Source organism: Chitinophaga cymbidii (assembly GCF_007992715.1).
GTDB classification, from domain to species: Bacteria; Bacteroidota; Bacteroidia; order Chitinophagales; family Chitinophagaceae; genus Chitinophaga; species Chitinophaga cymbidii.
Map to the genome: position 1 here is coordinate 94609 of NZ_BKAU01000007.1, position 25997 is coordinate 120605.

The following is a 25997-nucleotide window of genomic DNA, read 5'->3' on the forward strand; positions in this document are numbered from 1 at the left end:
ATAGAAAAAGGGAGCTTGCAGCTCCCTTTTTTGTTACTCAAACTGCAATTGCTGGATCTTCCCATTGTGAGAGCAGGTGCTGCATTTCCACTACCTTCAATTCCCCCTTCACGGTAAACAACTTCTTCTCCAAATCGCTCATATTAACACTTATGTTTCTATTTGACACACGGGCATAAATTTGCGTAGTGCGGATATTTGTATGCCCCAGCATCCTACTCACTGTTTCCAGGGGGATGCCATTGTCAAGGCAAACCGTTGTTGCGAAGGTGTGTCGTGCTACGTGGGTAGACAACGTCACGCCAATTTCACAAATGTCCCCGACTTCCTTCAGATAACCATTGTAATGCTGGTAGGATCTTACAGGGAGTAGACAATTATTGGCGATGCAATACGGATCGTCTACATACATGTCCACGATCGCGGCGGGTATCGGCAGCAGGGGGAGGCACTCAGGGTTCCCGGTTTTTAGCCGGTCGATCTTGATCCACCGTTTCCCGTCATTTCCTATGAAAATCATATCACGCCTCAAATCCTGCACCTCCTGAAAAGCATAGCCCGTGAAGCAGGCAAAAAGGAACACATTGCGAACATGGTCGAGCCTGGGTATAAAGGACTTTCGGCTCAACCGGATGATCTCCGGCATCGTCAGGCATAGCCTGGGAGGTTGCTTGTAGGTAGTTTTAAAGCCTGCCCAAGGGTTCTTATTCAACCATTCCTTTCTGTCCGCAATCGTGAGCAATTCCTTGGTGTTTTTCAGGTATTTCATCGCCGTATTCTTCTTTATACCATGCTGCACTAATAAAAACTGAAGGAAATCGTCGCAAAGGGAACTGCGAACCTGCGAAAGAGAAATATCCCATTTGTGGAACGTAAAGTGGAGGAATGCTCGCAATTTGTTTTTCGTAACCTTCCACCGCTTCAAAGTATTGGGGGAGCGTTCGTCCACCTTGACGAGCTGCGCCAGTTTGCTATACTTATAATTCAATGCCTGCAACAGGGTGCGTTCCGGCGGCGGGGGAGTTGATTGTTCCTTTACGAGTTCACCGGAGTATGACCGCTTCAACAGATCGGCCGATACCCGTTCATAATGCTGGGAGAGAAAAAAATAATGGGTGTTGAGGTCGGTAAGTATTTGGGAAATCTCACTCGACAGTTGCATGGCCTCTTTTTTCTCAGGGTGTACGGAGACATTCACATTCTCGCGCTCCTGATCCCAAAAATCGGGGAAAATTTTTCGCCCGAGGGAAAATTCAGCCCGTTCGCCGTCAACCGTAATTCTTGCCCAAATCGGCGCTTTGCCGTCCTTACTTGCTTTCTTCTTCGAGAGGAAGAATAAGATGGAAAGATGTTCGTTAACTTTCATTTCGCACAAGTTTTTAGGTTTTTGAATAAGCCTAAAACCGCTACGCAATCAATGGTAGGGGACCTAATTTACGATCCCCGAATAGGTCTCCGAATAGGTCCCCGAATGATCTGATAGACTTTGTGCTTTCTTGTGCGAATTATTCCGTAAAACCCAGGAGCGTCGAAGGGTTTAAACGAAAAAGGCGCTATTTCTAGCGCCTTCTGTGATCCCGCTGGGACTCGAACCCAGGACCCATACATTAAAAGTGTATTGCTCTACCAACTGAGCTACAGGATCATTTTCACCATTAAAGCGGGTGCAAAAATAGGAATATTTTTATTCCTTCCAAATTTTTCAAAAATAATTTTCACGCAATACATTACGTATGCGCATCACCGTTATGATCAACGCCGCTTGCGGGGGCGCTTCTCATTGAAATCCAGCATCGCCTGAAGCAACTGCGCGCGGCCTTTTTCCGGCCTGTCCAGGAACACGATGTGCGTGCCCTCGGGCAGCGTCAGGAATTGCTTCTTCGGCGCGTTCACCAGCTTTTCTTCCAGCGCCTTCATATCCTCCGGGCGGCTCCAGTTGTCCAGCGCGCCGCGGATCACCAGGATCGGCACGGTAATATCCTTTGCATGCCACATGCCTTTTCCCTGGGCGGTATAGAAGCTCTCGGCGCGGTATCCGCCCGGCACTTCCAGCACGGAATCCTCATTAAAGCTCACGGCGGTTTTCGCATAAGCCTGCACCACGGCGGGATCGTACCATTCCGTTTTGTCCTGCGCCGGAATGCTGTTATTCCATATCTGCAGCAGCGTGGCGGCGGTGGAGCGGCGGAGAACGGGCGTGGCGGCGTAGTAGAACTGTGTGGTGTCCAGCGGGTTGCGGTAACGTTCGGTAAAGGTCCAGGGCGCATTTACGTTATAGAGGCTGTTCAGCATGATGAGCGCATTGACCTTGTAGGAATAAATACAGGAATAATATCCTGCCCAATGGCCGCCGGTAGCGCATCCAAAGAGGGTAACCTGGCGCTGGCCGGTGCGTTCGATGATAAAATTCACCGCCGCGTCAATGTCGCGCGAAGCTTCCGCGGAAGAGCCGGCGATCACCCAGCGCCTGTTGGTATCATAGTCCGGGCGGGTGGATTTTTCCCAGCCGCGTACGTCCATAATATAGACTTTCAGGCCATGTGAAGCAAGATCTCCGGCGAGCGAGCCGCCCGCCACCGGGAGGTCGTATAGCGCCAGTCCTCCGGCGCCGCCACCGTGTATCAGCAGGATAGGAGGCATCTTGCTGCGCTTGCGGCCGGAAACTTCCCTGATGAAGATCCTTACGCCCGGGTCACTGCTGATCATAAAATCTTCGCGCGTGATCTTCTGCGCCATGACTTCGGTACTAAGCAGCAATGAAAGGAGTAACGAGGTTTTCCACATAATTAATTAGCTGGATGGAGATGCAAAAATACTATAAATTGCAGATAGTTGTAAACCCGATTATGAAAGCGTATGATATCAGGCAGGTCACGGAAGTCGATCTGCCGTTACTTGGGCAGTTGGAACGTTCTACTTTTACGGAAACCTTTCAATCCGTTTATGGGGCGGACGATCTGCAGGCTTTCCTCGAAGAGCGGAAAAGCGATGCCGCCATCCGGCAGGAGTGGAGCCGGGCGGATGCTGCCTATTACATCATCGCTGTAGCTGGTACCGCCGCCGGATTCCTCAAAATAAACCTGTTCCGCCAGCCGGATAACGGCACGCTACTGCCGGAGCCGGTCATGGAAGTGGAAAAGATCTACGTACAAAAAGCCTTCCAGGGAAAAAAGCTGGGAAAAGCCCTGATGGAATATGCTTATGACATCGCGCGGGAGAATTTCGTATGTACGGTATGGTTAGGCGTGTGGGAGCATAATTTGTCCGCCCGCAAATTTTATGAAAAGGAAGGGTATACCGTTTTCGGGGAGCATTCTTTCTTCGTGGGCAGTCAGCGTGACCGCGACCTGCTAATGCGAAAGGCTTTGTGAAGGAGCGCCCGGCGCCTGGTTGAACATCTTCGTGAGCAGCTGGTATAAATCGGGATGATGTTCCTGCATCATGTCCGGCCTTTCAAAGAAATATTCCGATACCACGGCCAGAAATTCTGCTTCATTCATCGCGGCGTAAGGATTGATATCAGAATGACCGGCTTCTATCCGCCGTATCTCTTCATGCATCACCTGCAGCCAGGGCAGGCTGTAACTGTTGCGCAGCAGGCTTTCCGGCAATCCGTCCACCGATCCGTCCGACTTGTCCACCAAATGCACGAACTCATGGATCGCGGTATTGCTTTTACCGGCATGATCGGAAAAGCCCGCCCGGAGCGCCGACCGGGAGAGCAGCATTTGTCCGTTTAACGCCCCGCTGCCCACCATTCCCATAATATGCCGGCGGTCGCCTTCGTACTGGTATTGCTCATCAAACGTATCCGGGTAGAGGATCACATTGGTCAGGTTGCGGTAGCGCCATCCGGGGAAATAAAAGATGGGGATGACGGCGCTGGATGCGATTAACACTTTATCAACATCCTCCACGGCAACGCCTACACCTTCAATGGTCACCTGCTCCAGGAAGCTGCTCACTTCGGCAGAAAACCTCGCCTGTTCCTTCTTTTCCAGCTGGCGGTAATAACGTACATGCGTCGCCAGCAGCTGGTTCAGCCCGGCGGGGATGGGGGACGGGCCTTTGCGCTTCGGCTTGCGGGTGAACCACCAGAAAAGAAGCGCCACAACGATCACGGGTATTGCAAATTCCATGCGCCAAATGTCAACCTTTTTCGGGAATTATTGTTTAAATTACCAGAACATCACCATCAACTTATGCCTCGCTGGTTACGTCTTTCCCTCATATCGCTGGTTAGCCTGATCACACTGGTCATCATTCTCTGGCTGGTGCTCGCGCTTATCATCCGCAGCAACAAACAGGCGATCCTCCACCAGATAACCGAACAGCTTGGCGGCCGCATCAACGGCACCCTCGAGATCAAAGATATGGAACCTTCGCTCGTGCGCAGCTTCCCGAATGTGTCCGTCACGCTCATCGACGTTTCCCTGAAAGACAGCCTTTTTACCAGCCACCAGCGCCCTTTGCTCAAAGTAGAGGAGGTCTACGTAAAAGTGAACACCTTCGCCATCATCCGGAAAAAAGTAGACATCCGCCAGGTATTCCTGAAAAACGGCAGCATCCGCCTTTTTACGGACAGCACCGGCTATTCCAATAAATATCTCTTTCAGTCCAAACCATCCGCCAGACCAAAGTCCAGGCAGCCCGTTATCGGCAGCTTCCGGCTGGAAAATGTGTTGCTCGAAATAGAAGACCAGGTGAAATCCAAGCTCTTCCGTTTCGACATCCGCTCCGTCCGCGGGCAAATGATCAACAGGGATACAACCGGCTGGCAATGCGACCTGCAAACCGATGTGCTGATCAGGGACATGGCCTTCAACACCGCCAAGGGAAGCTATGCCCAGCAGAAAGTGTTAAAAAGCAATCTTCATATTGAATACGACAGAAGCGCCAAAATACTGCGTATCCCTTCACAGACGCTGCGCTTCGATGAGCAGCCGGTGGTGGTGGACGGGCTTTTCAGCTTTTCGCAAAAGCCGGCTTTGTTCAACCTGAAGATCAGGGCGGACGCCATCGGCTTTCGTACGGCAGCTTCCATGTTGCCCAAATCCGCTTCGCAGAAGCTGGACAGCATCAGCTTTTCACAACCGCTCAATGTGCTCGCGGATATCAAAGGCCGCATGCAGTTCCGGGATACGCCGCATGTAAACGTCAGCTGGAACACGCAAAATAATACGCTCACGGCCAAAGGCATCGAGCTGGGCCAGTGCAGCTTCTCCGGCGGTTATCTGAATGAAGTGCAGCCCGGCATGGGGCATGGGGACAACAACTCACGGATAAGCCTGTACGATTTCAAAGGGCAGTTCGACAGCATCCCCATCACCGCGGATACCATCCGCGTGGTGAACCTCAAACACCCCGTGCTCACCGGCCGTTTTAAATCGAACTTCCCGCTTGCCAGCCTCACCCGTCCCATGGGCGCGCACCTTTTCCAGTTCACCAAAGGCAATGCAAGCGTAGACCTGGAATACGCCGGCAGCTGGGATGCGAAAGACACCATTCCCGGCTACCTGAAAGGCATTGTGCAGATATCGGACGGCGCATTTACTTACGTTCCCCGCAACCAGGCATTCCAGCAATGTAATGCCACGCTGGATTTCACGGGGGCCGACCTGTTCATCCGCAACGTAAAGGTACAAAGCGGCAAAAGCGCACTGCTCATGGAAGGCAGCATCCGCAACATCCTCAACTTTTATTTTAACGCCCCGGAGAAGATCACGCTGGACTGGTCCGTGAACAGCCCGCTGATCAACCTGAATGAATTTCACAGCTTCTTTTCAAAACGGCAAAAGCATCAGCGCCAGCCGCAAAAAGCATCCAGGCATCACCGCGCAAAGCTGCTGAGGCAGCTGGACGTAGTGCTGGAAGCCTGCAGCGTGAATATGGATGTCAACCTCAACAAAGTGCAATACCGGAAATTCACCGCGCAGAACGTAAAGGCGAATGTTCAGCTGACGAAAGAAAGCATCCGGCTGAACAAAGTGGCGCTGCAGGCCGCGGGCGGCTCCATGCAGCTGAACGGCACCGTTACGCAGACCGGCAATGGCAACGACAAATTCAATGTAGACGCGCGCATTCAGCAGGTGCAGGTAGACCAGCTTTTCCATGCCTTCGAGAATTTCGGACAGGATGGGGTGGAAGCCAAAAACCTGAAAGGCATCTTTTCCGCCACCGCCCGGCTGAGCGGCGGCATGAAAGAAGATGCCTCCATCCGCCCGCATTCCATGTTCGGCACCATCAAATTCGATCTTAAAAAAGGCGCATTGGTGAACTTCGAGCCGCTGGAAAGGATCGGCAAATTCGTTTTCCGCAAGCGCGACATGTCTAACATCACCTTCGAAAATATCAGCAACACCCTCGATATTAAAGGCAACAAAGTGGTGATCTATCCCATGGTCATTTCGTCCAGCGTAGTGAACATCGAGCTCGAAGGCGTGTACGGGTTGCCCAAGGGCACGGACATCAAAATGAAAATACCGCTCCGCAACCCGAAAGGCGATGACCTGATCACCGATATTACCGAATTGCAGAAAAGGCGGAAACGCGGCATTGTGGTGAACCTGCATGCGGTAGACGGGGAAGACGGCAAAGTGAAGCTGAAATTAGGGAAAGGGAAAGATGATGATTAACCCCGGAATGAGTAAGGAAATCCCCATGCAATATAGCTGTTTGCCCGCCCACGCCGCTTTCCGCGATCAGGAACCCTTTTTGATGTGTGTGTGATAGCAAACACATTCTACACCAATAAATAACATCAACAATGGCACAGCAAACTTTGGAAAACAAAAAGGTAGCCGTACTGGTGACGGACGGATTTGAAGAGTCTGAATTCACAGAGCCGGTAGCCGCGCTGCAGAATGCCGGGGCCTCCGTGGAAGTGATCTCGCTGAAACCCGGCAAGGTAAAGGCCTGGGCGGAAAAAGACTGGGGAGATGAATACCGGGTGGATAACACCGTTGACAAAGTGAATGCTGACAGTTACGATGCCCTGGTATTGCCGGGCGGCGTGATGAACCCGGACAAGCTAAGGGCCAGCCCCGCCGCCGTCAGCTTCGTGACCGGCTTCACGGACAAGAACAAGCCGATCGCCGCCATCTGCCATGGCCCCTGGACACTGATAGAAACCGGCGCGCTCGAAGGGCGCACCGTTACGTCATATCCTTCGCTCAAAACCGACCTGATCAACGCAGGCGCAACCTGGGTGGATGAAGAGGTGTATGTGGACAACGGGCTGGTGACCAGCCGCAACCCCGGCGACCTGCCCGCTTTCTGCAAAAAAATGATTGAAGAGATCGCCGAAGGACAGCACGCAGACCGCGGCCGTGCAACAGGTGTGAATCAATTAGGCTGAATAAATAAATATCAATTTGGAAAAGCTGTCTTATCTCTATAAGATGGCTTTTTTTTTCTGAAAATCATTTGCTTATACTTCAGCAAGGTTTTTGCGGTGTTGATGAAAAAAAGACGATATGGCAAATTATGATGCGTATGAGGACAGCCCGCGCGCAGGCAGTCTCTATGAGAACACAACGGTGATCAACGTTTCCAAAACAGGCAGGATCGTATCCGCCGCGGCGGGCACATCGCTGATGTATATCGGCCTGGCCGGTATCTCGAAGTCGCCGGTAAAGGCGCTCGGGCGGATGCTCGTAGGCGGCTACCTTTTGTACCGCGGGCTCTCGGGGAATTGTCCGCTTACCGCGGTGATAGAGAACAACATCCGCCCCCGGCACGCCCGCGCGGTGAACATCCGCAGCACATTCCGCGTAAACCGCCCGCCGGATGAAGTATACGCCTGCTGGCGCAAGCTGGATAACCTGCCGATGTTTATGGCGCACCTGCATCATGTGGAAGTGAAAGACGAAAGATATTCTCACTGGACGGTGAAGCTGGCCGGCGATATGAAGCTGGAATGGGACGCCGAGATCGTGGAAGACCGCGAGAATGAATTCGTTAGCTGGCGTTCCCTGGAAGGCAGCGCGGTAGCCAATGCCGGGAAGGTATCTTTTAAGGAGCTGGAAGACGGAGGAACGGAACTGCACGTGGTGATCACCTACCGCCCGCCCGCGGGATTTGCCGGCGCGGGCATCGCACGGCTGCTGAACCCCGCGTTCGAAAGGCTGGTGCGCAACGACGTACGTAACTTCAAACAATACGTTGAAAAAAGTCCGAACCAGATCTGACGGGAAACCCTGAGAAAAAAAGAAGGCTCCTTCGAACGAAGAAGCCTTCTCTTTCATTAGACCCATTCTCATTATGGTCTGTATGCTGACGGAAAAGTATCCGGTACCGGGTTAGGAACCGGTTCCTGTTGCGGCCAGTTAGATGTATCCCTTTCCTTACGTTCCTTTTTCTTTTTGTCCTTTTTCTTCTTTTTATCAGGCATCGTATCCTGTTCAGGCACCGTATCCCTTACACTAAAGGATGTTTCGTTATTGGTGACAGCCGGCATACTTGAATAGCTGACGCTGCTCTGCGCCAGGATAAAAACAACAAATGCTGCAATGATTGCAATGGGTGTGATAGGCTTTTTCATAATGAACGGTTATTTTATTGTGATACAATGTGGTTATACGTTTTTCCTATCATTGGGACAAATACTGCACCACCGGAAAACCATTGTTGTTCCTCCTGCTGAAGGGGAAAATTATGAACAGTAACAGCGCCAGATTGTGTAATTAACTACTCATTGAAAGTTACGGCAGTATCTTTTGTTCCCGCAGCGTATCCAGCACTTTGCGGATCATTTCGTGGCGGGCTTTGTTATAGGCGTCCAGGTTGTTATTGCTGATCCAGAGGGTGATGGTCACTTTCAGGTTCGCGCCTTCGATGTTCTCAAAGAAGATGTCCGGTTCCTGGCTGAGGTCCGCCACGCTGTCCGTCAGCGTTCGGGTAAGGTCGTTGAGCACCAGCGCGGGCTCCTTGGCGTAGGGGATCAGCAGTGTCAGCTGGATCTTTCTTTCGGTAGACAGGGAATGGTTGATGATGGGTTTCTGGAAGATATCTTTATTCGGAACGATGATATGCAGGCCGTCCTGCGTACGCATGATGGTAGACCGGAACTGTATTTTCTCCACATTGCCCGTAAAGCCGTTCGTTTCGATGATATCGCCCACATCGAAGGGTTTGCGGAAAGTGATGTAGATGCCGGAAATGAAATTGGCCGTCAGGTCCTGGAAAGCAAAACCGAGCGCCAAACCAATGATGCCCGCGCCGGCCAGCAGGGAAGACACCGCTTTATCCAGCTTCAGCACTTCCAGCGCAGTGAACAGCCCGATCATAAATATAATGAAGTAAACGACCGACGAGAGCAGGTTGCTGATGGCCGCCTTGTGGGACAGCCGGCAGGATAATTTGTATACGAACCGCCGGACGAGCTTCGCCAGCAGGAAGAACAGTATAAATACAATGACCGCCACCGCCAGGTTGGGCAGCATTTTAATCGCCGCCTGCAGCCAGCGGTCCAGTTTCGTCCAGATAAGGTTCGTCCATTCCGTATAATCAGCCATGCCGTTTCCAAAACAAATACTGTTCCGTCCCGCGCAACATATTATTTGCGTAAATGGTAACAAGAAATTCCGTCCAGGCAACATCTTTTACATTTCTGTGACTTAGTTTTGCCCTATCGGATTTTACCATATTGACTTGCCGGAACCCGCTACTGGTAATGCTTACAGCGTTAACGGCATCCTCATGTCTTAAACAAACTACTATGCTCAACAAACTCAGGCATTTCCTGCTGCTGGCCTTTTTGCTGCCCGCTTTGCAAAGCGTTGCCCAGGCGCCTTATCAGCGGATCGTGTCTTTAAACGGTACGGTTACGGAGATCATCTGCGCGCTCGGCTTTGAAAAGTCGCTGGCGGGCGTGGACGTTACCAGCACTTATCCCGCTTCGGTGAAAGCTTTGCCCAAAGTAGGCCACAACCGCAATATATCCGCAGAGCCTGTGCTGGCGCTGAAACCGGAGATCGTGATCACCACCTCCAACTATATTTCTCCCGCGGTATTGGAACAGATCAAAGCGGTGGGGGTGAAGACGGTGCAGCTGAAACAGGATTATTCCCTGGACGGCACCCGGCAGCTGATCACGGAAGTGGCGGCCGCGCTGAACGCGCCCGATAAAGGCGCTGCGCTTGTTAAAAAGCTGGAACAGGAACAACAGGCGCTGCGCATCAATGCCGGCAAAAAGAAAGTGCTGTTCATTTATGCCCGCGGCGCGGGGAATATGATGGTGGCCGGCGACGGCACCTCCGTCACAAAAATGATCCAGCTGGCCGGCGCGCAGAACGCTATCACCGGTTTCCGGGAATATAAACCGCTGAACGCGGAATCGCTGATCGCCGCCAACCCCGATGTGATACTGATGTTCGACACGGGCCTGGAAAGCATGGGCGGCGTGGACGGGCTGCTGAAAGTGCAGGGCGTGGCGCAGACCAACGCCGGAAAAAACCGGAAGGTGATCGTGATGGACGGCCAGTACCTTACCGGGTTCGGGCCGCGTGTTATTAATGCCGTGAAAGAACTGGCGGTAAAGATCAACGGTTGATGGAAAAACGAACTGGACTGATCATTCTGTTAAGTGTATTATTAATACTGATCATCATCGTCGCTACGGGCACCGGCGCATTGGCCATCCACCCCCTGCAGGTGGTTGCCATCCTGCTGGGCAAGATCGGCATGCATTTGCCGGTAGCGTACGATGAAACCATGCCGGCCATTCTCTGGTTCATCCGCCTGCCGCGTGTGATCCTCGCGGTGCTCATCGGCTCTGGCCTGGCCGTGGCGGGCGCCGCATTGCAGGGATTGTTCCGCAACCCGCTGGCAGACCCTACGCTGATAGGCGTAAGCGCGGGGGCTTCTTTCACCGCGGTGCTGATGATCCTGCTGCAGGCTTCGGTGCCGGTGTTGCGGAACATGTACATTATGAACATCGCTACGTTCGGCGGGGCTTTCGTTACCGCGCTGATCGTGTTCAGGATATCCCGCACAGGCGGGCAGGCGATGATGACCACCATGCTGCTGGCCGGTGTGGCGATCAACGCGCTTTGCAACGCCATGACGGGTTTTCTCACTTACAACGCCAATGAAGAACAGCTGCGCAGCATTACTTTCTGGACGCTCGGCAGTCTTGGCGGCGCCAGCTGGCAAACCGTTTCCGGCGTGCTGCCTTTCATCCTGCTGCCCGTGATACTGCTGCCGCGCACCGCGCAGGCGCTGAACGTATTCGCGCTGGGAGAGCGCGAGGCGATGCACAGCGGCGTAAAAACCGCGGCGCTGAAAACGCAGCTGATCATCTGCGCTACCATGGCGGTAGCGGCGGGCGTGGCCGTTGCAGGGATCATCGGGTTCGTGGGGCTGGTGGTGCCGCATATCATCCGGCAGATCGCCGGGCCGGACCACCGCATACTTATTCCGTGTTCCGCCATCACTGGCGCCATCCTGCTCACGCTGGCGGACCTTATCAGCCGCACGGTGGCCGCGCCGGCGGAAGTACCCGTAGGCATCGTGACCGCGCTGGTGGGAACGCCGGTATTCATCTGGCTGATCATTAAACAAAAGAAATTAACCATCGCATAATGCTGGAGATCGATCAAATATCGCTGCGTTTGGGTGGCCGGCCGATCCTGGACAAGGTTTCGATGCGGGCGAAAGACGGAGAGCTGTGCGTGCTGATGGGCGCGAACGGCGCGGGTAAAAGCACCCTGCTGAAAGCCATCGCGGGTGAATATGCGCATTATGAAGGAGATGTGCGCCTGCACGGGAAAAATCTCCGCCAGCTGTCCATCCGCGAGCAGGCGAGGAGCAGGGCCGTTCTCAGCCAGCAGATACAGCTGCAACTGCCCTTTACCGTGGCGCAGGTGGTGATGATGGGACGGTTCGTCTACGGCCGCGAAGCGACGGCGCTGGATCAATCTATTGTAACCTACGCCATGGAACTGCTGCAGATACCGGACCTGCAGGACCGCAGCTACCTGACGCTGTCCGGCGGACAAAAGCAGCGCGTACAAATGGCGCGGGTGCTGGCGCAGATACTGGAAACGCCGGACCTCGAAGGCATGCATTACAAAGGAAAGAAAATGCTGCTGCTGGACGAGCCGGTTACGGGGATGGATATACGTCACCAGCAATTGTCGCTGCAGCTGGCCGCCAGGCTTGCCCGGCAGGGCGTGCTCGTAATAGCCGTACTGCACGATTTCCAGCTGGCGGCGGCTTATGCGGAAAAGGTGGTGCTGCTGCACAGGGGAACGGTGTACAAACAGGGCAAATCAACGGAGGTGCTAACGGAGCCGGTTATACGCCATTGCTTCCAGGTATCCGTGCAGGTGCTGGCGCACGCCGACTATCCTTATCCTTTAATAGTAGCCGGTTTACCGGAAAAAAACATCCACTCACATAATAATCATACAATGGAAACAACGACCAACAATTCCCTGGCGGAACAATGGATACAGTTCAGGGAAGCCAATCCCAGGACCCGTATCCGCGACGCCGCACGCCGGTTGAATGCCACTGAAGGGCAGCTGGTAGCCGCTTTCACAGGCAAAGGCGTTACCGCCCTGCAAAGTGATTTCCGGAATATACTGCCGCGCATCCCCGCGCTGGGCCGCGTAATGGTGCTCACGCGCAACGAGAGCTGCGTCATAGAGCGGAAAGGCGCTTTTGAAGAAGTGAACGTGGAGAACAAACACGTGGGCCTCGTGCTGGGTAAAGACATCGACCTGCGTATGTTCCTCAACCACTGGGTGTACGGCTTTGCCTTGACGGACGATGAAAGCAACGGTTTCAAACGCTCCATACAGGTGTTTGACGCCCAGGGAGAAGCCGTTATCAAGATATTCGCGCAACCTGAAACCGATATTGCCGCGTGGGACCAACTGGTAGCGGATTTTTCCGCACCGGAACAATCTACAGAGATCAGCGTTTCACCCGCGCCGGCGCCCCGGCCGAATGCCGCTGATATCGACAAAACCGCGTTCCTGAACGACTGGGCAGCGCTGCAGGATACGCATGATTTCTTCCCGATGCTCGCCCGGTACAGAGCCGGCCGCCAGCAGGCGCTGGAGATCGCCGCCGGAAAATTCACCCGCAAAACAGCTGACAGCGTGATCAAAACAATGCTGGAAGAAGCGGCCGCTACCGGCCTGGAGATCATGGTGTTCGTGGGCAACCGCGGCAACATAGAAATACATACCGGTCCGGTTAAAAAGATCGTTGAAATTCCGGGATGGATCAATGTGATGGACCCGGATTTTAACCTGCACCTCCGCCTGGACGATGTGGCCCGGTGCTGGGTGGTGGAAAAGCCTTCTGTTGACGGAACGGTTACTTCCATTGAAGTGTTTGATGCGCAGGAGGAAATGATCGTGCAGTTTTTTGGCAAACGCAAGCCCGGCAGCCCGGAATTACAGGCGTGGCGGGATCTGGTGGCTAAATTTTAGATAATTGACAGCGCCTCCGGGGAAACACGATCCGGAGGCGCCGTGCCGGCAATGCCTGCGGCTGCATGCTGCTATGCCGGACAGCACGCTGCGAAAGTTGCGGCGATGCCCTGCAGCTGGAAACTGTTGTTCCCGGGCGAATGCATCCGGCGCTGCGCACGTACCTTGCGTACTAAGCAGTATATTTGCGGCATGTACGCGATCGTTGATATTGAAACAACAGGAGGATATGCCAGCGCCGGCAGCATCACGGAAATTGCCATTTTCATCCATGACGGCCACCAGATCGTACAGCAGTTTGAAACGCTGGTGAATCCGCACCGCCCGATTCCCCGCTACATCCAGGCGCTGACCGGCATCACGGATGAAATGGTGGAGAATGCACCGGCCTTCGAAGATGTGGCGGAAGAAGTGTACAACCTGCTGCAAAACAATATCTTCATCGCCCATAACGTCAATTTCGATTATTCCTTTCTCCGCCATCAGCTGGATGCCTGCGGCTACAAGCTGCAGAATAAAAAACTTTGCACCGTCCGCCTCAGCCGCAAGATCTTCCCCGGTTTCCCGTCTTACAGCCTCGGCAATCTCTGCCGTTCCCTCCGCATCAACCTGGTGAACCGCCACCGCGCCACCGGCGATGCCCTGGCAACCGTACAGCTGTTTGAAAGACTGCTCTCCGCCGACGCCAACGGCGCCATTGCTACCGCGCTCAATGCCCGTTCAAAAGAAAAATGGCTGCCGCTGCATCTGCCGCAGGAACAGGTGGCCGATCTGCCATCCTGCCCCGGCGTCTACTATTTTCATAATGAAAAAGGGAAGGTGGTGTACGTAGGCAAGGCGAAAAACATCCGGAAGCGCGTGACCAGCCATTTTACCGGCAACAACGCCAGCCGCCAGCGGCAGGAGTTCGTCCGCAACATCCACAGCATTTCCTTTGAAAAGACCGGCACGGAACTGATGGCGTTCATCCTTGAATCCATCGAGATACGGCGGTTATGGCCGATCTATAACAACGCGCAGAAACGTATTGAATCGAAATACGGGTTTTATATGTTTGAAGACCAGCAGGGATACCTGCGCCTCGCGATCGAGAAGCGCAGAAAGTATACCACGCCGGTATTTTCGTTCAATATGCTTACGGAAGGGCATCAGCGCCTGCGGGAACTGGTGCGGGAATTTAAATTGTGCCCGAAGCTCTGCTTTCTGCAAACCAGCCAGGATACCTGTACCGGCGTTACGGAAAAGACCTGCAAAGGCGCCTGCGAGAAAAAGGAAAAACCGGCGAAATATAACCTCCGCGTACAGGCCGCAGTGGCGCACCTGTTAGCTGAACAGCCATCTTTCATGATCGTGGATGCCGGGAGGGAAGCTACGGAGCAAAGCTGCATCCTGATGGAAAAAGGAAAGTTCTACGGCATGGGATATGTGCCGCGGGATGTGCCGGTTTCCGAAACGGAGGCGCTGAAGGACTGGCTGACGCAGTACCCGGAGAACGAGTTCATTCTCAACCTGCTGCGGCAATACGCCGGCAGTAATGCAGCAAGGTTGATCAGTTTGTAACATTTTCCTCTTTACAATTGCCATTGGCGATTTGCAAAGTTGATCAGTCTGGTGACTGTGGACGTTGCCCCGGAACCGCGGCAATAGCCATTTATGATACGCTCCTGACGCCGTTCTTTGTGCTGCCTGCAATTATGCCATTTACAATGGCAATTCCAGCTGTCCTTCATCTTCTTCATTCTCCATGCCCTTCCATCCACCAGCTTTTTTCTCTTGTACCAGCCGCTCTCTTTCCTTCTCCGCATCGGCTTCATCTACGCAACTCTTCACCTGTATAGCGCCTTTGGTGCCGCTCTTCCCCTGGCGGATGAACAGCTTCGCGCCGCTGATCGCCACTTCCCAGAACTTATCGCCCATTGTCAAACGTGTTGTGCCCGCCGGCGTGGCGATCATGGAGGCCAGCGGCGCAGCCCCGGGTGCGCGGCCCAGCCGCCGCAGGATATCTTCCATCACGCGCTGCGGCTGATGCAGCCAGTCCTTCGCATACACGGTCATCGTTTTCCAGCCAAAGCTTTCGAGGATGGCCGGGCGCTGATAATATTGTTCCAGCACATTTTCATGGCGGTAATAATCATCATCGTCCACCAATATGCTCAGGGCGTAGAACTTGTCGTCCGGCGCGGCTTTTACGGCGAGTGAGCAGCGGAAACCGGACTGGCCGACGTGTTCAGATACAGTGAAGCCCTGCTGTTCCAGCTGCGCGCGGATATCCTGCAATATAACGGTATCGGTTGTACGATGGTAAACCGACCGTTTGTCGGACGCCAACCCTTCCAGGATGCTGCGCGCCTGTTCCATATGGCCGGTGCTGACGGTTTCCGCGTAATGGAGGAAGCGCCGCAGGTAGCCGGCGCCGGCATTATAAACGTTCGTGATCTGGTGATGCCGGATGCTGCTCACCACCGCCATATGTTTCTTCGCGCGGCTGAAGATCACGTTCAACCGTTTCTCTCCGCCTTTTTTGTTGATCGGGCCGAAGTGCATGGACATTTTGCCGCGTGGATCAGGAGCGTAACAAACGCTCATGATGATGATGTCCCGCTCATCGCCCTGCACATTTTCCAGGTTCTTGACGAACAGTCCCGTGAATTGTCCTTCGTCCGTGCGTTCCGCGGCATCGTCCAGCAGCGCTTCGAATTTTTTATCATTAGCCGCCAGCGCTTCCAGCGCCGCTTCGATGGCGTTTTGCTGTTCCTGGCTGAAAGCCACAATGCCAATGCTTTCGGGCGTTTTCTTCAATAACAACTCCCGCACGAGGTGCGCGATATAGGTGGCTTCCGCGATGTTGCCTCGCTTCGCATAAGTGCCTTCGGGAAGATGATGAAAACTGATGCTGCGGTCGAACAGCGCATTGCAGGTGAACATGGCGTCGGAAGGAGCGGTGATGCTGATGGGCGGCTTTTCGCTGCTGTGGATGCTTCTGTCCGGTATCGTCAGCAGGCCCGCGCCGTAAAATGCGTGGTTGCTGTAGCTGATGAGCGTTTCGGAATGGCTGCGGTAGTGCCATCCGAGCATCACGCTGTTCATTTTTCTGGCGCCCTGTGTGAGCAGGCTGTCCGCATCCGCGCTAAGCAGTTCATCATCCTCTTCATCCCTTTCCAGGTCGTCCGGATCACCGGCCTTGGCGCTGAAGAAATCAGTGGGCGGCATCTGCCGGTCATCGCCCACGATGATGGTCTGCGGCGCGCGGTAAAGCGCGGGCACGCCTTCTTCCAGCGTGATCTGGCTGGCTTCGTCAAAAATAACGGCATCAAAGAAAGGCTGGTCCAGCGGCAGGCTGTCGCTCACACTGAGCGGGCTCATCAGCCAAACGGGCTTCAGGTCTTTCAGCACCAGGCCGCTGCTGCGGGAGGTGAGTTCCCGGATGCTTTTGTAGCGCATGCTTTTGGCAAATTCATTTTCCAGTATCTTCCGTCCATCGGCATAAGACCGCGCCAGTTCCTGTTCTTCCTCGCTTACCTGCGAAGCGGCCCTGTTACTCAGCTGCACGTGCTGCATGAAGCGCTGGCGGATGTCCGCGCGGATGAGCGCGGCATTCAGGCCGAGCAGTTCGTTATAGCAATGTCTTATTTTCTCCACCGCCTGTTCTATCACCTGGCTGTTGATGCCGGCGAAGGGTTTATTGAACTGGTAGATGTGCTTCAGTGTGTGGTGGGCCATGCCGGCTTCCAGTTCTCCGGGCGTCCAGGGGAGGCTGCGGAGGGCCAGGCGGAGCGCGTCAGGCATGCCGACGTAATTACCCAGCGCGGGCAGCAGTTCTTCCAGCGCGGGGGCGTTCAGGCGGATGCTTTCCAGCTCGTCCTGCAAGGTGAGGATGTGCTGGGTGGGAGGGTCCTGCAGCGTTTGCTGCAATTGCTGGTCAACGCGGTACAGCGTATCCTGCAACGGCGCCAGCTGTATGACCGTCTGCCGGGCATCCGGGTGCTGCAACAGGTATTGCAGGGAGGGATCGGTAAGACGGGTACGCAGTCTTTCAATGGAAAGCCAGGTGAGATCGATGTTGTCGGTTCCGTATTCCCGCATGATGGACTGGCGTTTCTCCGCCAGCAGGCGCGCCGCATCATACTCCGCTTTGAGCAGGCCGAGGATGCTGCTGTAGGATGGCGTTACAGCGTGTTGGGCAAGATCGTAGCGGCCGGACATCTGCTTTTTCAATCTCCGCCAGCTGCCGGACAGAAAACGCCAGAAGCTGTTCTCCTGTTTCAGCGCTACATCGATCGCCTGCAGCGTGTCCTGTTCCGAAAATTTATGTTTCCAGTGGATGTTCTCTTTTGCAGCGTCATCGAATGCTTTTTGCAGCATCCGGTGTTGCTTTACTTCCAGTTCAAAAGCCCTGGCGGCAGGCTGCTGCGGGTCTACCAGCTGCAGGTTGTCATTTTCCGCCAGCGGCAATAACAAGGTGGCCTGCGTTACCAGCTGCTTCAGCACGTCCAGCGTCTGCACTTCCGGCACATGCTTTCTGATCACCTCTTCCACGGTATCGAGCAGGGCCTTGCTGTCGGTTACCAGCTTGTTGAGCATGGTTTGCGGATGCTCCGCCGTAAATACCTGCTCATGCACTTTGCTGAGCGGATGTGCGGCGAATACCGGTTCCGCGCCGCTTTCTTCCAGCGCTTCGCCCAGCAGCTCCACCATGTTGCCGTAAGCGATCCATTGTTTGTAATGCGGCACAGTTTCTTCCTGCACGGGGTCCAGCGGGCGAAGCAGCGGTCTGAGCGCGAGGAGGCGCTCTATCAGCGTGCGTACGGCAACACCGGCATGTTCCTGTTCATGGGCATGCGTATCATGAAACTCCTGCAGCAATTGCAGCTGTTGCTGCAGCGTATGCAGGAGGGCGTTGCGTTTGAGGGTAGTGCTGTGCAGGTCAGGTCCCTGCCGGAGGAAAGACTCGTAGGTGAGTTTCAGGTCTTTGATGAAAGCGCGTTTATCCGCCTGGCTGTCGTGAATATAACAACATAATTCATCCAGCCCCTGTTGCCGCAGGCGATGAAAAACCACGTCCAGCGCCGCTCTTTTTTCGCAGACGAACAGCACCTGTTTGCCTCTCGCCACAAAGTCCGCGATCAGGTTGGTGATGGTCTGGCTTTTGCCGGTGCCCGGCGGGCCCTGGATGATATAGCTTTCGCCTTTCCTGGCCTGCAGGATGGCTTTTGCCTGCGTGGGATCGGCTTGTATCACATGATACCATTCTTCCGGCAGGGCGGGAGCGGGCGTTGCTTCTTCCACCGGCTTGGGCTGTGCGCTGAAAAGCTGCTCAAACACGGCATGCTGCTGCGGCTGGTCGATCACGGCATTGTAATCCCTTACCAGGCTCATCTTTTTATAATTGAAATTGCCGAGCACAACATGACAGATATCGAAATCCCAACGGTAAGGATTATCTGCTTCCGCTGCCAGCTGAAACAGCTCGTGGTCCTCCGCCGGCGCGGGGATCGGCGCCTTCTGCAGTTTCTGGTGGTACTGGTTCACCGTTTCGCGCGCTTCCTTGTAGATCAGCCGGATGCCCGGCTTGTTCATGTATTGCAGCACAATGCCGCGGTTGGCGCCTTCGATCTGCACCTGCAGCAATTGATAGAACTGTTCCAGGCTCATTTCTTCGAGGTCCACCATATCCGGCAGCTCAATGCCGTACAGCTCCCGCAACTGGTTCGCCAGCACGGGGTTCACTTCCGCGTTGTTGTCTGTTATGCTGAGCACATACTGATCGCCGCCGGCCTGTTTTTTCTTTTTCAGTTCCGCCGGAATTAGCAGGAGGGGACTGAAGATGCTTTCTTCCGCTTCTTCGGGATCGCGGAGGTTATGCCATTTCAGAAAGGCGATGACGAGCTTTAACTGGCTGAAGCCGTATTCCTGCACGTCGCGCTGCGCTTCCAGCCTTACTTTGTTCAGTACCGCCGGTAGGTAGATGTGATCTTCGAAGCGGAGGTATTTGTTCAGCGCGAGATCTTTCATGCCGATCACCTTCTGCGCGATCTCGTCGTTCCAGGTGAACAGCAACTCAGGGCGGATGCTCTGGTGATGCAGCACCATGGGCACGCTGCCAAGCGTAAGGTTGGCGAAGCGCGCGTTGGGTTTATAATACAGCAGGCGGTTCCGTCTGCTTACATCAAAGAGGCGGTTGCGGAGTTTGTTGAGGATGAACGCCTGCCGTTCTTTGCGTTCCTGGTATACCCATCCCGCTACCTGTCCCAGGTCCAGCTGCTTTTCGGGATCGAAGTCGCGGTAATGTTCCAGCCGGTGAATGGCTTCCTGCAAATCCTGCGTGCGCTGTGCGCGGTGCAGCATGGTCATTTCGGTGATGAGGGTACCTACGGCGGGATGGATGCGGGCGAAGCGCAGGGGATGTAAACGCTGCTCCACAAAGGCGTCCAGCCCCTGCGGATCATGCAGGTCGATGCCCAGCGCAACGCTGGCCAGCACGAGGCCGAGACAGAAAATATCGGTCTGTTCGTCATGGTGACCGAGCAGCATTTCATAGCTCCGGTAACCGGGAATATAGGCGGCGTGCTGTAAGGTTTTTTGCAGATCCTTATGCACCAGCAGGCTCACGGCTTCGTTGTTGTCCGCCGATACTTTTATTTTATCCACTACCCGGAAATGCGGGTTCTGGCCGGCGGTGAGGGCGTCCACTTTATCCAGCGCATCCAGCGGCGGGTGCGCCAGCGCCGGATCGATGGTAACGGTGCGGTCATGCACCTGCAAAATATCTTCCTGGTCAAATGCAGCTACGAGGCCGGCATCATGAACGGCCTGCACCGTTTTGAACAGCGGCAATACTGCGGCAATGACATCGTCTGTTGTGTATGCTCCGTGTTGAAAGGCAGTCTGAAGGAACTGCGGGAAGTCTATTATCCTCAATGTATTCGTTTATACTGAACAGTTATAGCTGGCATGGGCTGGCAAGCTGCTCAAAATTACCAATTCCTGCGATTTGCAGCGGGTTTTTCGATGGATGCTGGTTATCAGGTTTTTGTGATTTTGCCAGGGTAAAACGGTCTATATAAACGTTGTCACTGAGTAAAAAATTATGAGGAAGGGTGAATTGTTTTTAACCCCACAACCCTTTGGAGGCTGCCGCAACAGGCAGCCTCTTTTTATGCCGTAAACTGCAACTCGCTCAACCCGCGGTACAATCCTTCCTCCTTCAACATCAATTCTTCATGCGTTCCTTCCTCCACGATCACACCTTTGTCCAGCACCAGTATCAGGTCCGCGCGGCGCACGGTGGACAGCCGGTGCGCGATCACGATGGAAGTTCGTCCGCGCATCAGTTTGTCCAGCGCATCCTGCACCAGGCGTTCCGATTCTGAATCCAGCGCGGAAGTGGCTTCGTCGAGGATGAGTATTTTAGGATCTTTCAGCACGGCGCGCGCAATGGCAATGCGCTGACGCTGCCCGCCGGAAAGCTGTATGCCGCGTTCCCCCACGGTCGTGTTCATGCCTTCCGGGAAGTTTTGGATGAAGTCCCAGGCATTGGCCTGCTGCGCGGCGTGCGTGATGGCTTCTTCCGTTGCATCTGGATTGCCGTAGGCGATGTTCTCCCGGATGGTACCGCCGAAAAGAAATACGTCCTGCGGCACTACGGCCATCTGGCTGCGCAGCGTGGTAAGGTCGTAAGATCGTGCATCCTTTCCGTCGAAAGAAATGTTGCCCTGCACCGGATCATAGAACCGCAGCAGGAGGGAAACGATAGTGGATTTGCCGGCGCCGCTGGGCCCCACCAGCGCTACCTGTTCGCCCGGCTGCACTTCAAAGCTCACGTTATGCAGCACCGCAATGTCTTTCCGGCTGGGATACTGAAAGCTCACATCGTTAAAGCTGATCTCGCCGGAAATTGCGGGGATGCGCTGCGCGGCGGGAAGTGGACGAATATCTTCCACCTCCTCGTCCAGTATTTCCAGCAGGTTTTCCGATGCGCCGATCGCGCGCTGAATACGGGTATATATTTCGGCCAGCCCGCTGATGGAGCCGCCGATGAAACCGGAGTAGAGGATAAAGGAGAAAAGCTGTCCTACTTCCAGCTGCCCTTCGGCCATGAGCATGGCGCCTTTCCAGATCACGGCCACCATGGCGCCGAACAGCCCGAGTATCAGGAACGATACAAAAGCGCCCTGGTAGGAGCCGGCTTTCATGCCTGTTTTGGCGGCTTCATTGGTTTTGTTGCGGTAGCGGCCGATCTCGAAAAATTCGTTCGCGAAAGCCTTCACGTTAAAGATCCCCTGTAATGTTTCTTCCACGATGGTATTGGAATCCGCTACCTGCGCCTGCACCTGTTTGGAAAACTTGCGGATGAACCGCCCGAAAACCACGGCCAGCACACAGATGACGGGGAGGACGGCGAGCATGAAGAGGGTCAGCCTGCCGGAAGTGAGCGCGAGCAGCACAATACCGCCGGTGATGATGATCACCTGCCGCAGGAACTCCGCCAGGGTGGTGGTGAACATGTCCTGCAACTGCGAAATGTCCGATGAAATGCGGCTGTTCAGCTCACCCACGCGGCGCTCGGCGAAGAAGCGCATCGGCAGGCGGATCAGGTGGCTGTAGGTGGCCTGTCGCAGTGCGGCCAGTGTTTTTTCCGTGACCGTCACGAAGATGCGGATGCGGAAATAGGAAAAAAGGGATTGCAGGATGAGCACCGCCGCCAGCAGCAGGCCGATGCGGTCCAGTTGCTGCAGCAATACGCCTTTATGCCCCGCGTCCACCAGCTCGCCGAGCAGCTTCGGGAAGGCCAGGCTGGCGGAAGTGGACAGCAGCAGCATGAAAAGCCCCAGGCCGAATTGCCAGCGGTAGGGCTTTGCGTACTGATAGAGCCGTAATGCTTTGCGGATGCTTGAAAATGTAACCTTAACGCGCTTGTTCTGTTGCTCCATGGATCGAAATTAAGACTTTCGTCTATGGAGTAGACGAACGGGCCGGCGAAATATTGTTTTTCTCCGCGTTTTTCATCCGCCGGGCGATCCATATAAACACCACTGTTTCCACCACCGCCATCCCCACATAAGGCAGCGTTTCCTGCAAAAAGCTGCCGGACATCCAGAAGTAGAAGATCACGGGCAACGTTACCGCTACGCCGAGGAAAGCAAGGATGAATTTGGCATATACGTAGAACGTGTAATTCCGGAACGGCCGCGCTCCGGGCTGAACGGAGGGACGGCGCAGCTTTTTCAGCAGGTAGGCATTTTCCAGGATGTCGAACAGCCAGGCGAAGAATTGCAGGGCGGCGATCAGCCAGAAAAAATATTGTCCGGCGCCGGTTTTCCCGCCCAGAACAAGACAAAGCAGCGCAATGAGCGGGTAGAGGGCGGCCATGAAAAGGAAATCCACCCAAAGGTGCGCTCTCACCGCCCGCCGTGCGTCTTCGGGCATATTCTGTATCAGCCTGACCAGCTCGGCGGGTGAAGAGGGGAACTGTAGGTCCAGCAACGTGAAGGGTACTTCGCCGAGGTCTTCGTGCTGTTGCCGGAAGCGGCGGGCCAGCGCCATCATCCACAATGTGGTGGCGAGGAAAACGGTGAAGAGGATGATAAAATAAAGCCAGGGATCGGAAAGTATGACTGCCATTATTTTCTGGTTTTGGTGAGGATATCGGAAACGCCGCGCAGGTTTTTCTGCGAGGAATTGACCTGTTGGTGCACGATGATGCGCGCTGTTTTGTATTCCTCCCAGTTAAAGTCTTCCAGCAGGAAACGGGCGGCGGCCTGTGCGCCGAGAACGAAAAGCTCGCGTTGCTTTTCATGTGAGATATTAAAATCGAGCCAGTTGTATTCATGCACATGGATCACGCCGATGCCTTTGCGGAACAGGCTGTTCTTCAGCAGGAAATCCTTATCGTAATAATACCGCACGGTGTTGAAGAGCTTCCCGAGGTACGCACCCAGGCTGAGGTTATCGGCCAGGTTGATGGTGTTGTCCGCCGGCGTGGCGTCATCCAGCTCTATGCCCAGCGTGGGCAGGCGCGGGATGGTTATTTCGGGATTGTAGAGGATGTTGATGGGGAAGTTGGAGAGCACGCCGCCGTCCACGAAACGCACGGCCGTGGGGATGTCCGCCGGTTCCATCAGCAGGTGTTCTTTCCAGTGCGTCTGGATGATGGGCAGGTCGCGCGGAATGTTCCGGATGATGTGCGATTCGAAGAAGATGGGAATGCTCATGGATGCCCGCACAAATTCTGCGGGGTGGATGTCGTGCTTGTTTTCCCGGAACAGGTTCCACATGCGCGGGAACTCGATCTTGTTCTGGGTGATGATGTCTGAGGTGATAAGGGTGATATCGGGCTGCAGCCCTTTTGTGGGGTCGCCGCCCAGCTGGCGGTCGTGTTCCACGTTGCGGATGTGCAGCCCCGCGGGGACTTTGCCGGCGACCGCTTCCAGGTCATCGATATTATGTACGCCATTATCCGCCATGATCATTTTGATCCATTCGGTAAAATTATCCCCGGGATTGATGCCGAAACCGCGGTTCTTCAGGCGTTGCAGGAGGTAGGAGCCATAGCCCGCCACCAGCCCGATGCAGAGCAGCGCCAGCCCGGTGAGGATGTAACTGGCAATGGCGATGCCGTGAAAAACGGGATAGAGGTGACGCAGGCCGGTGGCGGCGATGTCTGTCAGTACCAGCACGGCCAGCGTGATGCCGAGTATCAGGCCGGCGTTTTTGATCCGCCGCGCGAAATGTTCTGTTTTGATGATCCAGCGGATGAGCTTGCGCGCGAAGGGATGGCCATCTACGAAATCGAAAAAAGGTTTCTCGCAGAGATATTCGAGGATGCGTTCGGAACTGGTGCAGTTCCTTGATCTGTCTTCCTTCACAACGGCCAGCAGGGTAGTGTTGATGGCGCCGGCGCTGGTGCCGGCGAGGCGCATGAAGCGGATGCCGACTTTCTCGAGGATGTAGGTGTAACCCACCAGGGCTACGCCGAGCACACCGCCGCCTTCCTGCACGAGGTGCACGTACTGATGGCCTTCGGCATCGAGGGTGTCTGATACGATCAGCTTTTTATAGTTGTGGGAAGGACCGGGCTCGTCGAACCGGTCGGCCAGCTGCTGCAATGCGGCTTGCACTTCAGGCGCTTGCGTGAAAAATTCCAGGGGAATTTTCTTGGTTTCAGGCATACCATGAGGGTTTGGGTGTTAACTATCAAATGTAAATGTAATAAAACGGAGGCTTTATTCAAACGCCCGAAACCCCTTATGCTGCGCGAGCGCCAGCATTTCCTTGTCGCCGCTGCTGTCGCCGTAAGCGTAGATCGTTTCAAAAGTGGTGAGGTGCACGGCCTCCCGGATGCGGCAAACCTTTTCGTCGCCGTTACAATTCTTTCCATTCAGCAGACCGGTAACGCGGCCGTCCTTCACTTCCAGTTTCGAGCCGAGGCAGGGGATGCCGAGCGTGCGGCTCCAGGGCTCCACCCAGTTTTCGGCGGAGGCGGTAACGATGTATACGGCGTGCCCTTCCGTCTGGTGCCACGCGATCGCATTCAGCGCTTTCGGCCGCAGGAGGGAAGGCAGCCGGTGCCGGCAGAAATCATCGCACAGCTGCTGAAATACAGGCAGGCTGTCATTCTTAAAGAAAAAGCGCAGCACGATCTCTTTCATCCGCTGGTTGGTGATCACCTTCAATTTGAACAGCACCAGCAAAGGTGAGAGGATCAGCAATCCGCCATACAATGCAGCGCTCCCTTTCTGAAACCGGATGATCTCGAACAGGGTATCCTTTGTGGTGATGGTACCATCAAAATCAAAGAAGACTGCAACGTTCTTCAAAGCTTCAGTTTTTTGAAAATGAATTCGGGGATATTCCTGATAATGAACATGATGTAACGCCAGAACCATTTTGTGTAGATCACGTTCCTGCGGGCGGCGGCGCCTTTGAAGATATCTTTCGCCACTTCTTCCGGCTGCGCGGTGAGCAATGGCGGCAGCGTGAGGTTCTCCGTCATGCGGGTGTTTACGAAGCCGGGCTGCACGCTCATCACGTGAACGCCTGTATGAAACAGCCTGTTGCGTAAGCCGGACAAATAAGCAGTAAACCCTGCCTTGGCGCTTCCGTACAGGTAGTTGCTCATCCTGCCGCGGTCGCCGGCCACGGAGCTGATGCCGATGATGGCGCCGGATTGGCGGGCGGCCATGTCTTCCGCCACCACGTTGAGAATGGATACAGCGCCGGTATAGTTCGTGTGCAGGATGCGCGCGGCTTCGTTCCAGTCGCTTTGCGCGGCCTGCTGGTCGCCGAGGTAACCGAACACGCAGATCACGATATCGGGTTTTACTTCCAGCTGCCGGTAAAAAGCGGGGTGACTGGCAAAGTCCAGCGCATCAAAAGCATGCGTAGTAACGGGAACGCCCGCACGGATTTGGAGGTCCTGCTGCAGCGCGTACAATTGTTCCGGCTTGCGGGCGGCGAGCTGAACAGCATATTTTTCGGTGGCATATTTCCGGGCAATGGCAACGGCCATGTCTGAAGCAGCGCCCAATATCAATACAGTAGGCATGTTCGGGA

19 protein-coding genes and 1 tRNA gene are annotated in these 25997 nt (G+C 54.7%); 8 read left to right on the forward strand and 12 right to left on the reverse strand.

Features of this window, described 5'->3' with window-relative positions:
- Window positions 1–37 precede the first annotated feature (37 nt).
- From CCY01nite_RS24530 to CCY01nite_RS24540, 3 genes are all read right to left on the reverse strand, one after another.
- The gene (locus tag CCY01nite_RS24530) at window positions 38–1366 is read right to left on the reverse strand and encodes a site-specific integrase (RefSeq protein ID WP_146867206.1); all 1329 of its coding nucleotides are present in this window, start codon (window positions 1364–1366) and stop codon (window positions 38–40) included.
- 206 nt (window positions 1367–1572) lie between these two features.
- Window positions 1573–1645: transfer RNA gene (locus CCY01nite_RS24535), tRNA-Lys, on the reverse strand.
- A gap of 107 nt (window positions 1646–1752) precedes the next feature.
- Window positions 1753–2784 carry an alpha/beta fold hydrolase gene (locus CCY01nite_RS24540; RefSeq protein WP_146867207.1) on the reverse strand — a complete coding sequence of 344 codons (1032 nt, stop codon included), beginning with the start codon at window positions 2782–2784 and terminating at the stop codon, window positions 1753–1755.
- Window positions 2785–2846: 62 nt separating this feature from the next.
- On the opposite strand from CCY01nite_RS24540, the gene CCY01nite_RS24545 reads away from it, so the two are divergent.
- On the forward strand, window positions 2847–3371 hold the full coding sequence (locus tag CCY01nite_RS24545) for a GNAT family N-acetyltransferase (RefSeq protein WP_186831246.1): 525 nt from the start codon (window positions 2847–2849) through the stop codon (window positions 3369–3371).
- Here the strand turns inward: CCY01nite_RS24545 and CCY01nite_RS24550 are convergent.
- On the reverse strand, window positions 3351–4139 hold the full coding sequence (locus CCY01nite_RS24550; RefSeq protein WP_146867209.1) for a M90 family metallopeptidase: 789 nt from the start codon (window positions 4137–4139) through the stop codon (window positions 3351–3353). The two genes, CCY01nite_RS24545 and CCY01nite_RS24550, sit on opposite strands and share 21 nt — an antisense overlap.
- A gap of 63 nt (window positions 4140–4202) precedes the next feature.
- Here CCY01nite_RS24550 and CCY01nite_RS24555 point away from each other — a divergent pair, with 63 nt between their 5' ends.
- The 3 genes from CCY01nite_RS24555 (at window position 4203) to CCY01nite_RS24565 (ending at window position 8189) form a co-directional block, all read left to right on the forward strand.
- On the forward strand, window positions 4203–6635 hold the full coding sequence (locus tag CCY01nite_RS24555; RefSeq protein ID WP_186831247.1) for an AsmA family protein: 2433 nt from the start codon (window positions 4203–4205) through the stop codon (window positions 6633–6635).
- A gap of 131 nt (window positions 6636–6766) precedes the next feature.
- Window positions 6767–7357 (forward strand): type 1 glutamine amidotransferase domain-containing protein, encoded by a 591-nt coding sequence (locus tag CCY01nite_RS24560; protein WP_146867211.1) that lies wholly within the window; start codon window positions 6767–6769, stop codon window positions 7355–7357.
- A 118-nt stretch (window positions 7358–7475) separates the two neighbouring features.
- Entirely contained in the window at window positions 7476–8189 is a 714-nt protein-coding gene (locus CCY01nite_RS24565) for an SRPBCC family protein (RefSeq protein WP_146867212.1), read from the forward strand.
- A 71-nt stretch (window positions 8190–8260) separates the two neighbouring features.
- On the opposite strand, the gene CCY01nite_RS24570 is transcribed toward CCY01nite_RS24565, so the two are convergent.
- Together CCY01nite_RS24570 and CCY01nite_RS24575 are read right to left on the reverse strand one after the other, a co-directional pair.
- Window positions 8261–8542: a hypothetical protein gene (locus CCY01nite_RS24570; RefSeq protein ID WP_146867213.1), complete on the reverse strand. Its 282-nt coding sequence runs from the start codon at window positions 8540–8542 to the stop codon at window positions 8261–8263.
- A gap of 160 nt (window positions 8543–8702) precedes the next feature.
- Entirely contained in the window at window positions 8703–9515 is an 813-nt protein-coding gene (locus CCY01nite_RS24575) for a mechanosensitive ion channel family protein (protein WP_146867214.1), read from the reverse strand.
- 203 nt (window positions 9516–9718) lie between these two features.
- Between CCY01nite_RS24575 and CCY01nite_RS24580 the strand changes: the two genes are divergently transcribed.
- The 4 genes from CCY01nite_RS24580 (at window position 9719) to CCY01nite_RS24595 (ending at window position 15005) form a co-directional block, all read left to right on the forward strand.
- A complete protein-coding gene (locus tag CCY01nite_RS24580; RefSeq protein ID WP_146867215.1) occupies window positions 9719–10552 on the forward strand; it encodes a heme/hemin ABC transporter substrate-binding protein in 834 nt (277 codons plus the stop codon).
- On the forward strand, window positions 10552–11583 hold the full coding sequence (locus CCY01nite_RS24585; RefSeq protein WP_146867216.1) for a FecCD family ABC transporter permease: 1032 nt from the start codon (window positions 10552–10554) through the stop codon (window positions 11581–11583). The genes CCY01nite_RS24580 and CCY01nite_RS24585 overlap by 1 nt, the downstream gene beginning before the upstream one ends.
- Window positions 11583–13445: a heme ABC transporter ATP-binding protein gene (locus CCY01nite_RS24590; RefSeq protein ID WP_146867217.1), complete on the forward strand. Its 1863-nt coding sequence runs from the start codon at window positions 11583–11585 to the stop codon at window positions 13443–13445. Before CCY01nite_RS24585 ends, CCY01nite_RS24590 begins: the two co-directional genes overlap by 1 nt.
- Before the next feature lie 192 nt (window positions 13446–13637).
- Window positions 13638–15005 carry an exonuclease domain-containing protein gene (locus tag CCY01nite_RS24595; RefSeq protein ID WP_146867218.1) on the forward strand — a complete coding sequence of 456 codons (1368 nt, stop codon included), beginning with the start codon at window positions 13638–13640 and terminating at the stop codon, window positions 15003–15005.
- A gap of 141 nt (window positions 15006–15146) precedes the next feature.
- On the opposite strand, the gene CCY01nite_RS24600 is transcribed toward CCY01nite_RS24595, so the two are convergent.
- The 6 genes from CCY01nite_RS24600 to CCY01nite_RS24625 form a co-directional block, all read right to left on the reverse strand.
- Window positions 15147–20363 carry an AAA domain-containing protein gene (locus CCY01nite_RS24600; RefSeq protein ID WP_146867219.1) on the reverse strand — a complete coding sequence of 1739 codons (5217 nt, stop codon included), beginning with the start codon at window positions 20361–20363 and terminating at the stop codon, window positions 15147–15149.
- 236 nt (window positions 20364–20599) lie between these two features.
- Window positions 20600–22375: an ABC transporter ATP-binding protein gene (locus CCY01nite_RS24605; protein ID WP_146867220.1), complete on the reverse strand. Its 1776-nt coding sequence runs from the start codon at window positions 22373–22375 to the stop codon at window positions 20600–20602.
- 22 nt (window positions 22376–22397) lie between these two features.
- Entirely contained in the window at window positions 22398–23066 is a 669-nt protein-coding gene (locus CCY01nite_RS24610) for a hypothetical protein (protein ID WP_146867221.1), read from the reverse strand.
- Entirely contained in the window at window positions 23066–24613 is a 1548-nt protein-coding gene (locus CCY01nite_RS24615; RefSeq protein ID WP_146867222.1) for a patatin-like phospholipase family protein, read from the reverse strand. The genes CCY01nite_RS24610 and CCY01nite_RS24615 overlap by 1 nt, the downstream gene beginning before the upstream one ends.
- A gap of 54 nt (window positions 24614–24667) precedes the next feature.
- Window positions 24668–25261: an HAD-IB family hydrolase gene (locus tag CCY01nite_RS24620; protein WP_146867223.1), complete on the reverse strand. Its 594-nt coding sequence runs from the start codon at window positions 25259–25261 to the stop codon at window positions 24668–24670.
- On the reverse strand, window positions 25258–25989 hold the full coding sequence (locus CCY01nite_RS24625) for an SDR family oxidoreductase (RefSeq protein WP_146867224.1): 732 nt from the start codon (window positions 25987–25989) through the stop codon (window positions 25258–25260). The genes CCY01nite_RS24620 and CCY01nite_RS24625 overlap by 4 nt, the downstream gene beginning before the upstream one ends.
- Between the last annotated feature and the right edge of the window lie 8 nt (window positions 25990–25997).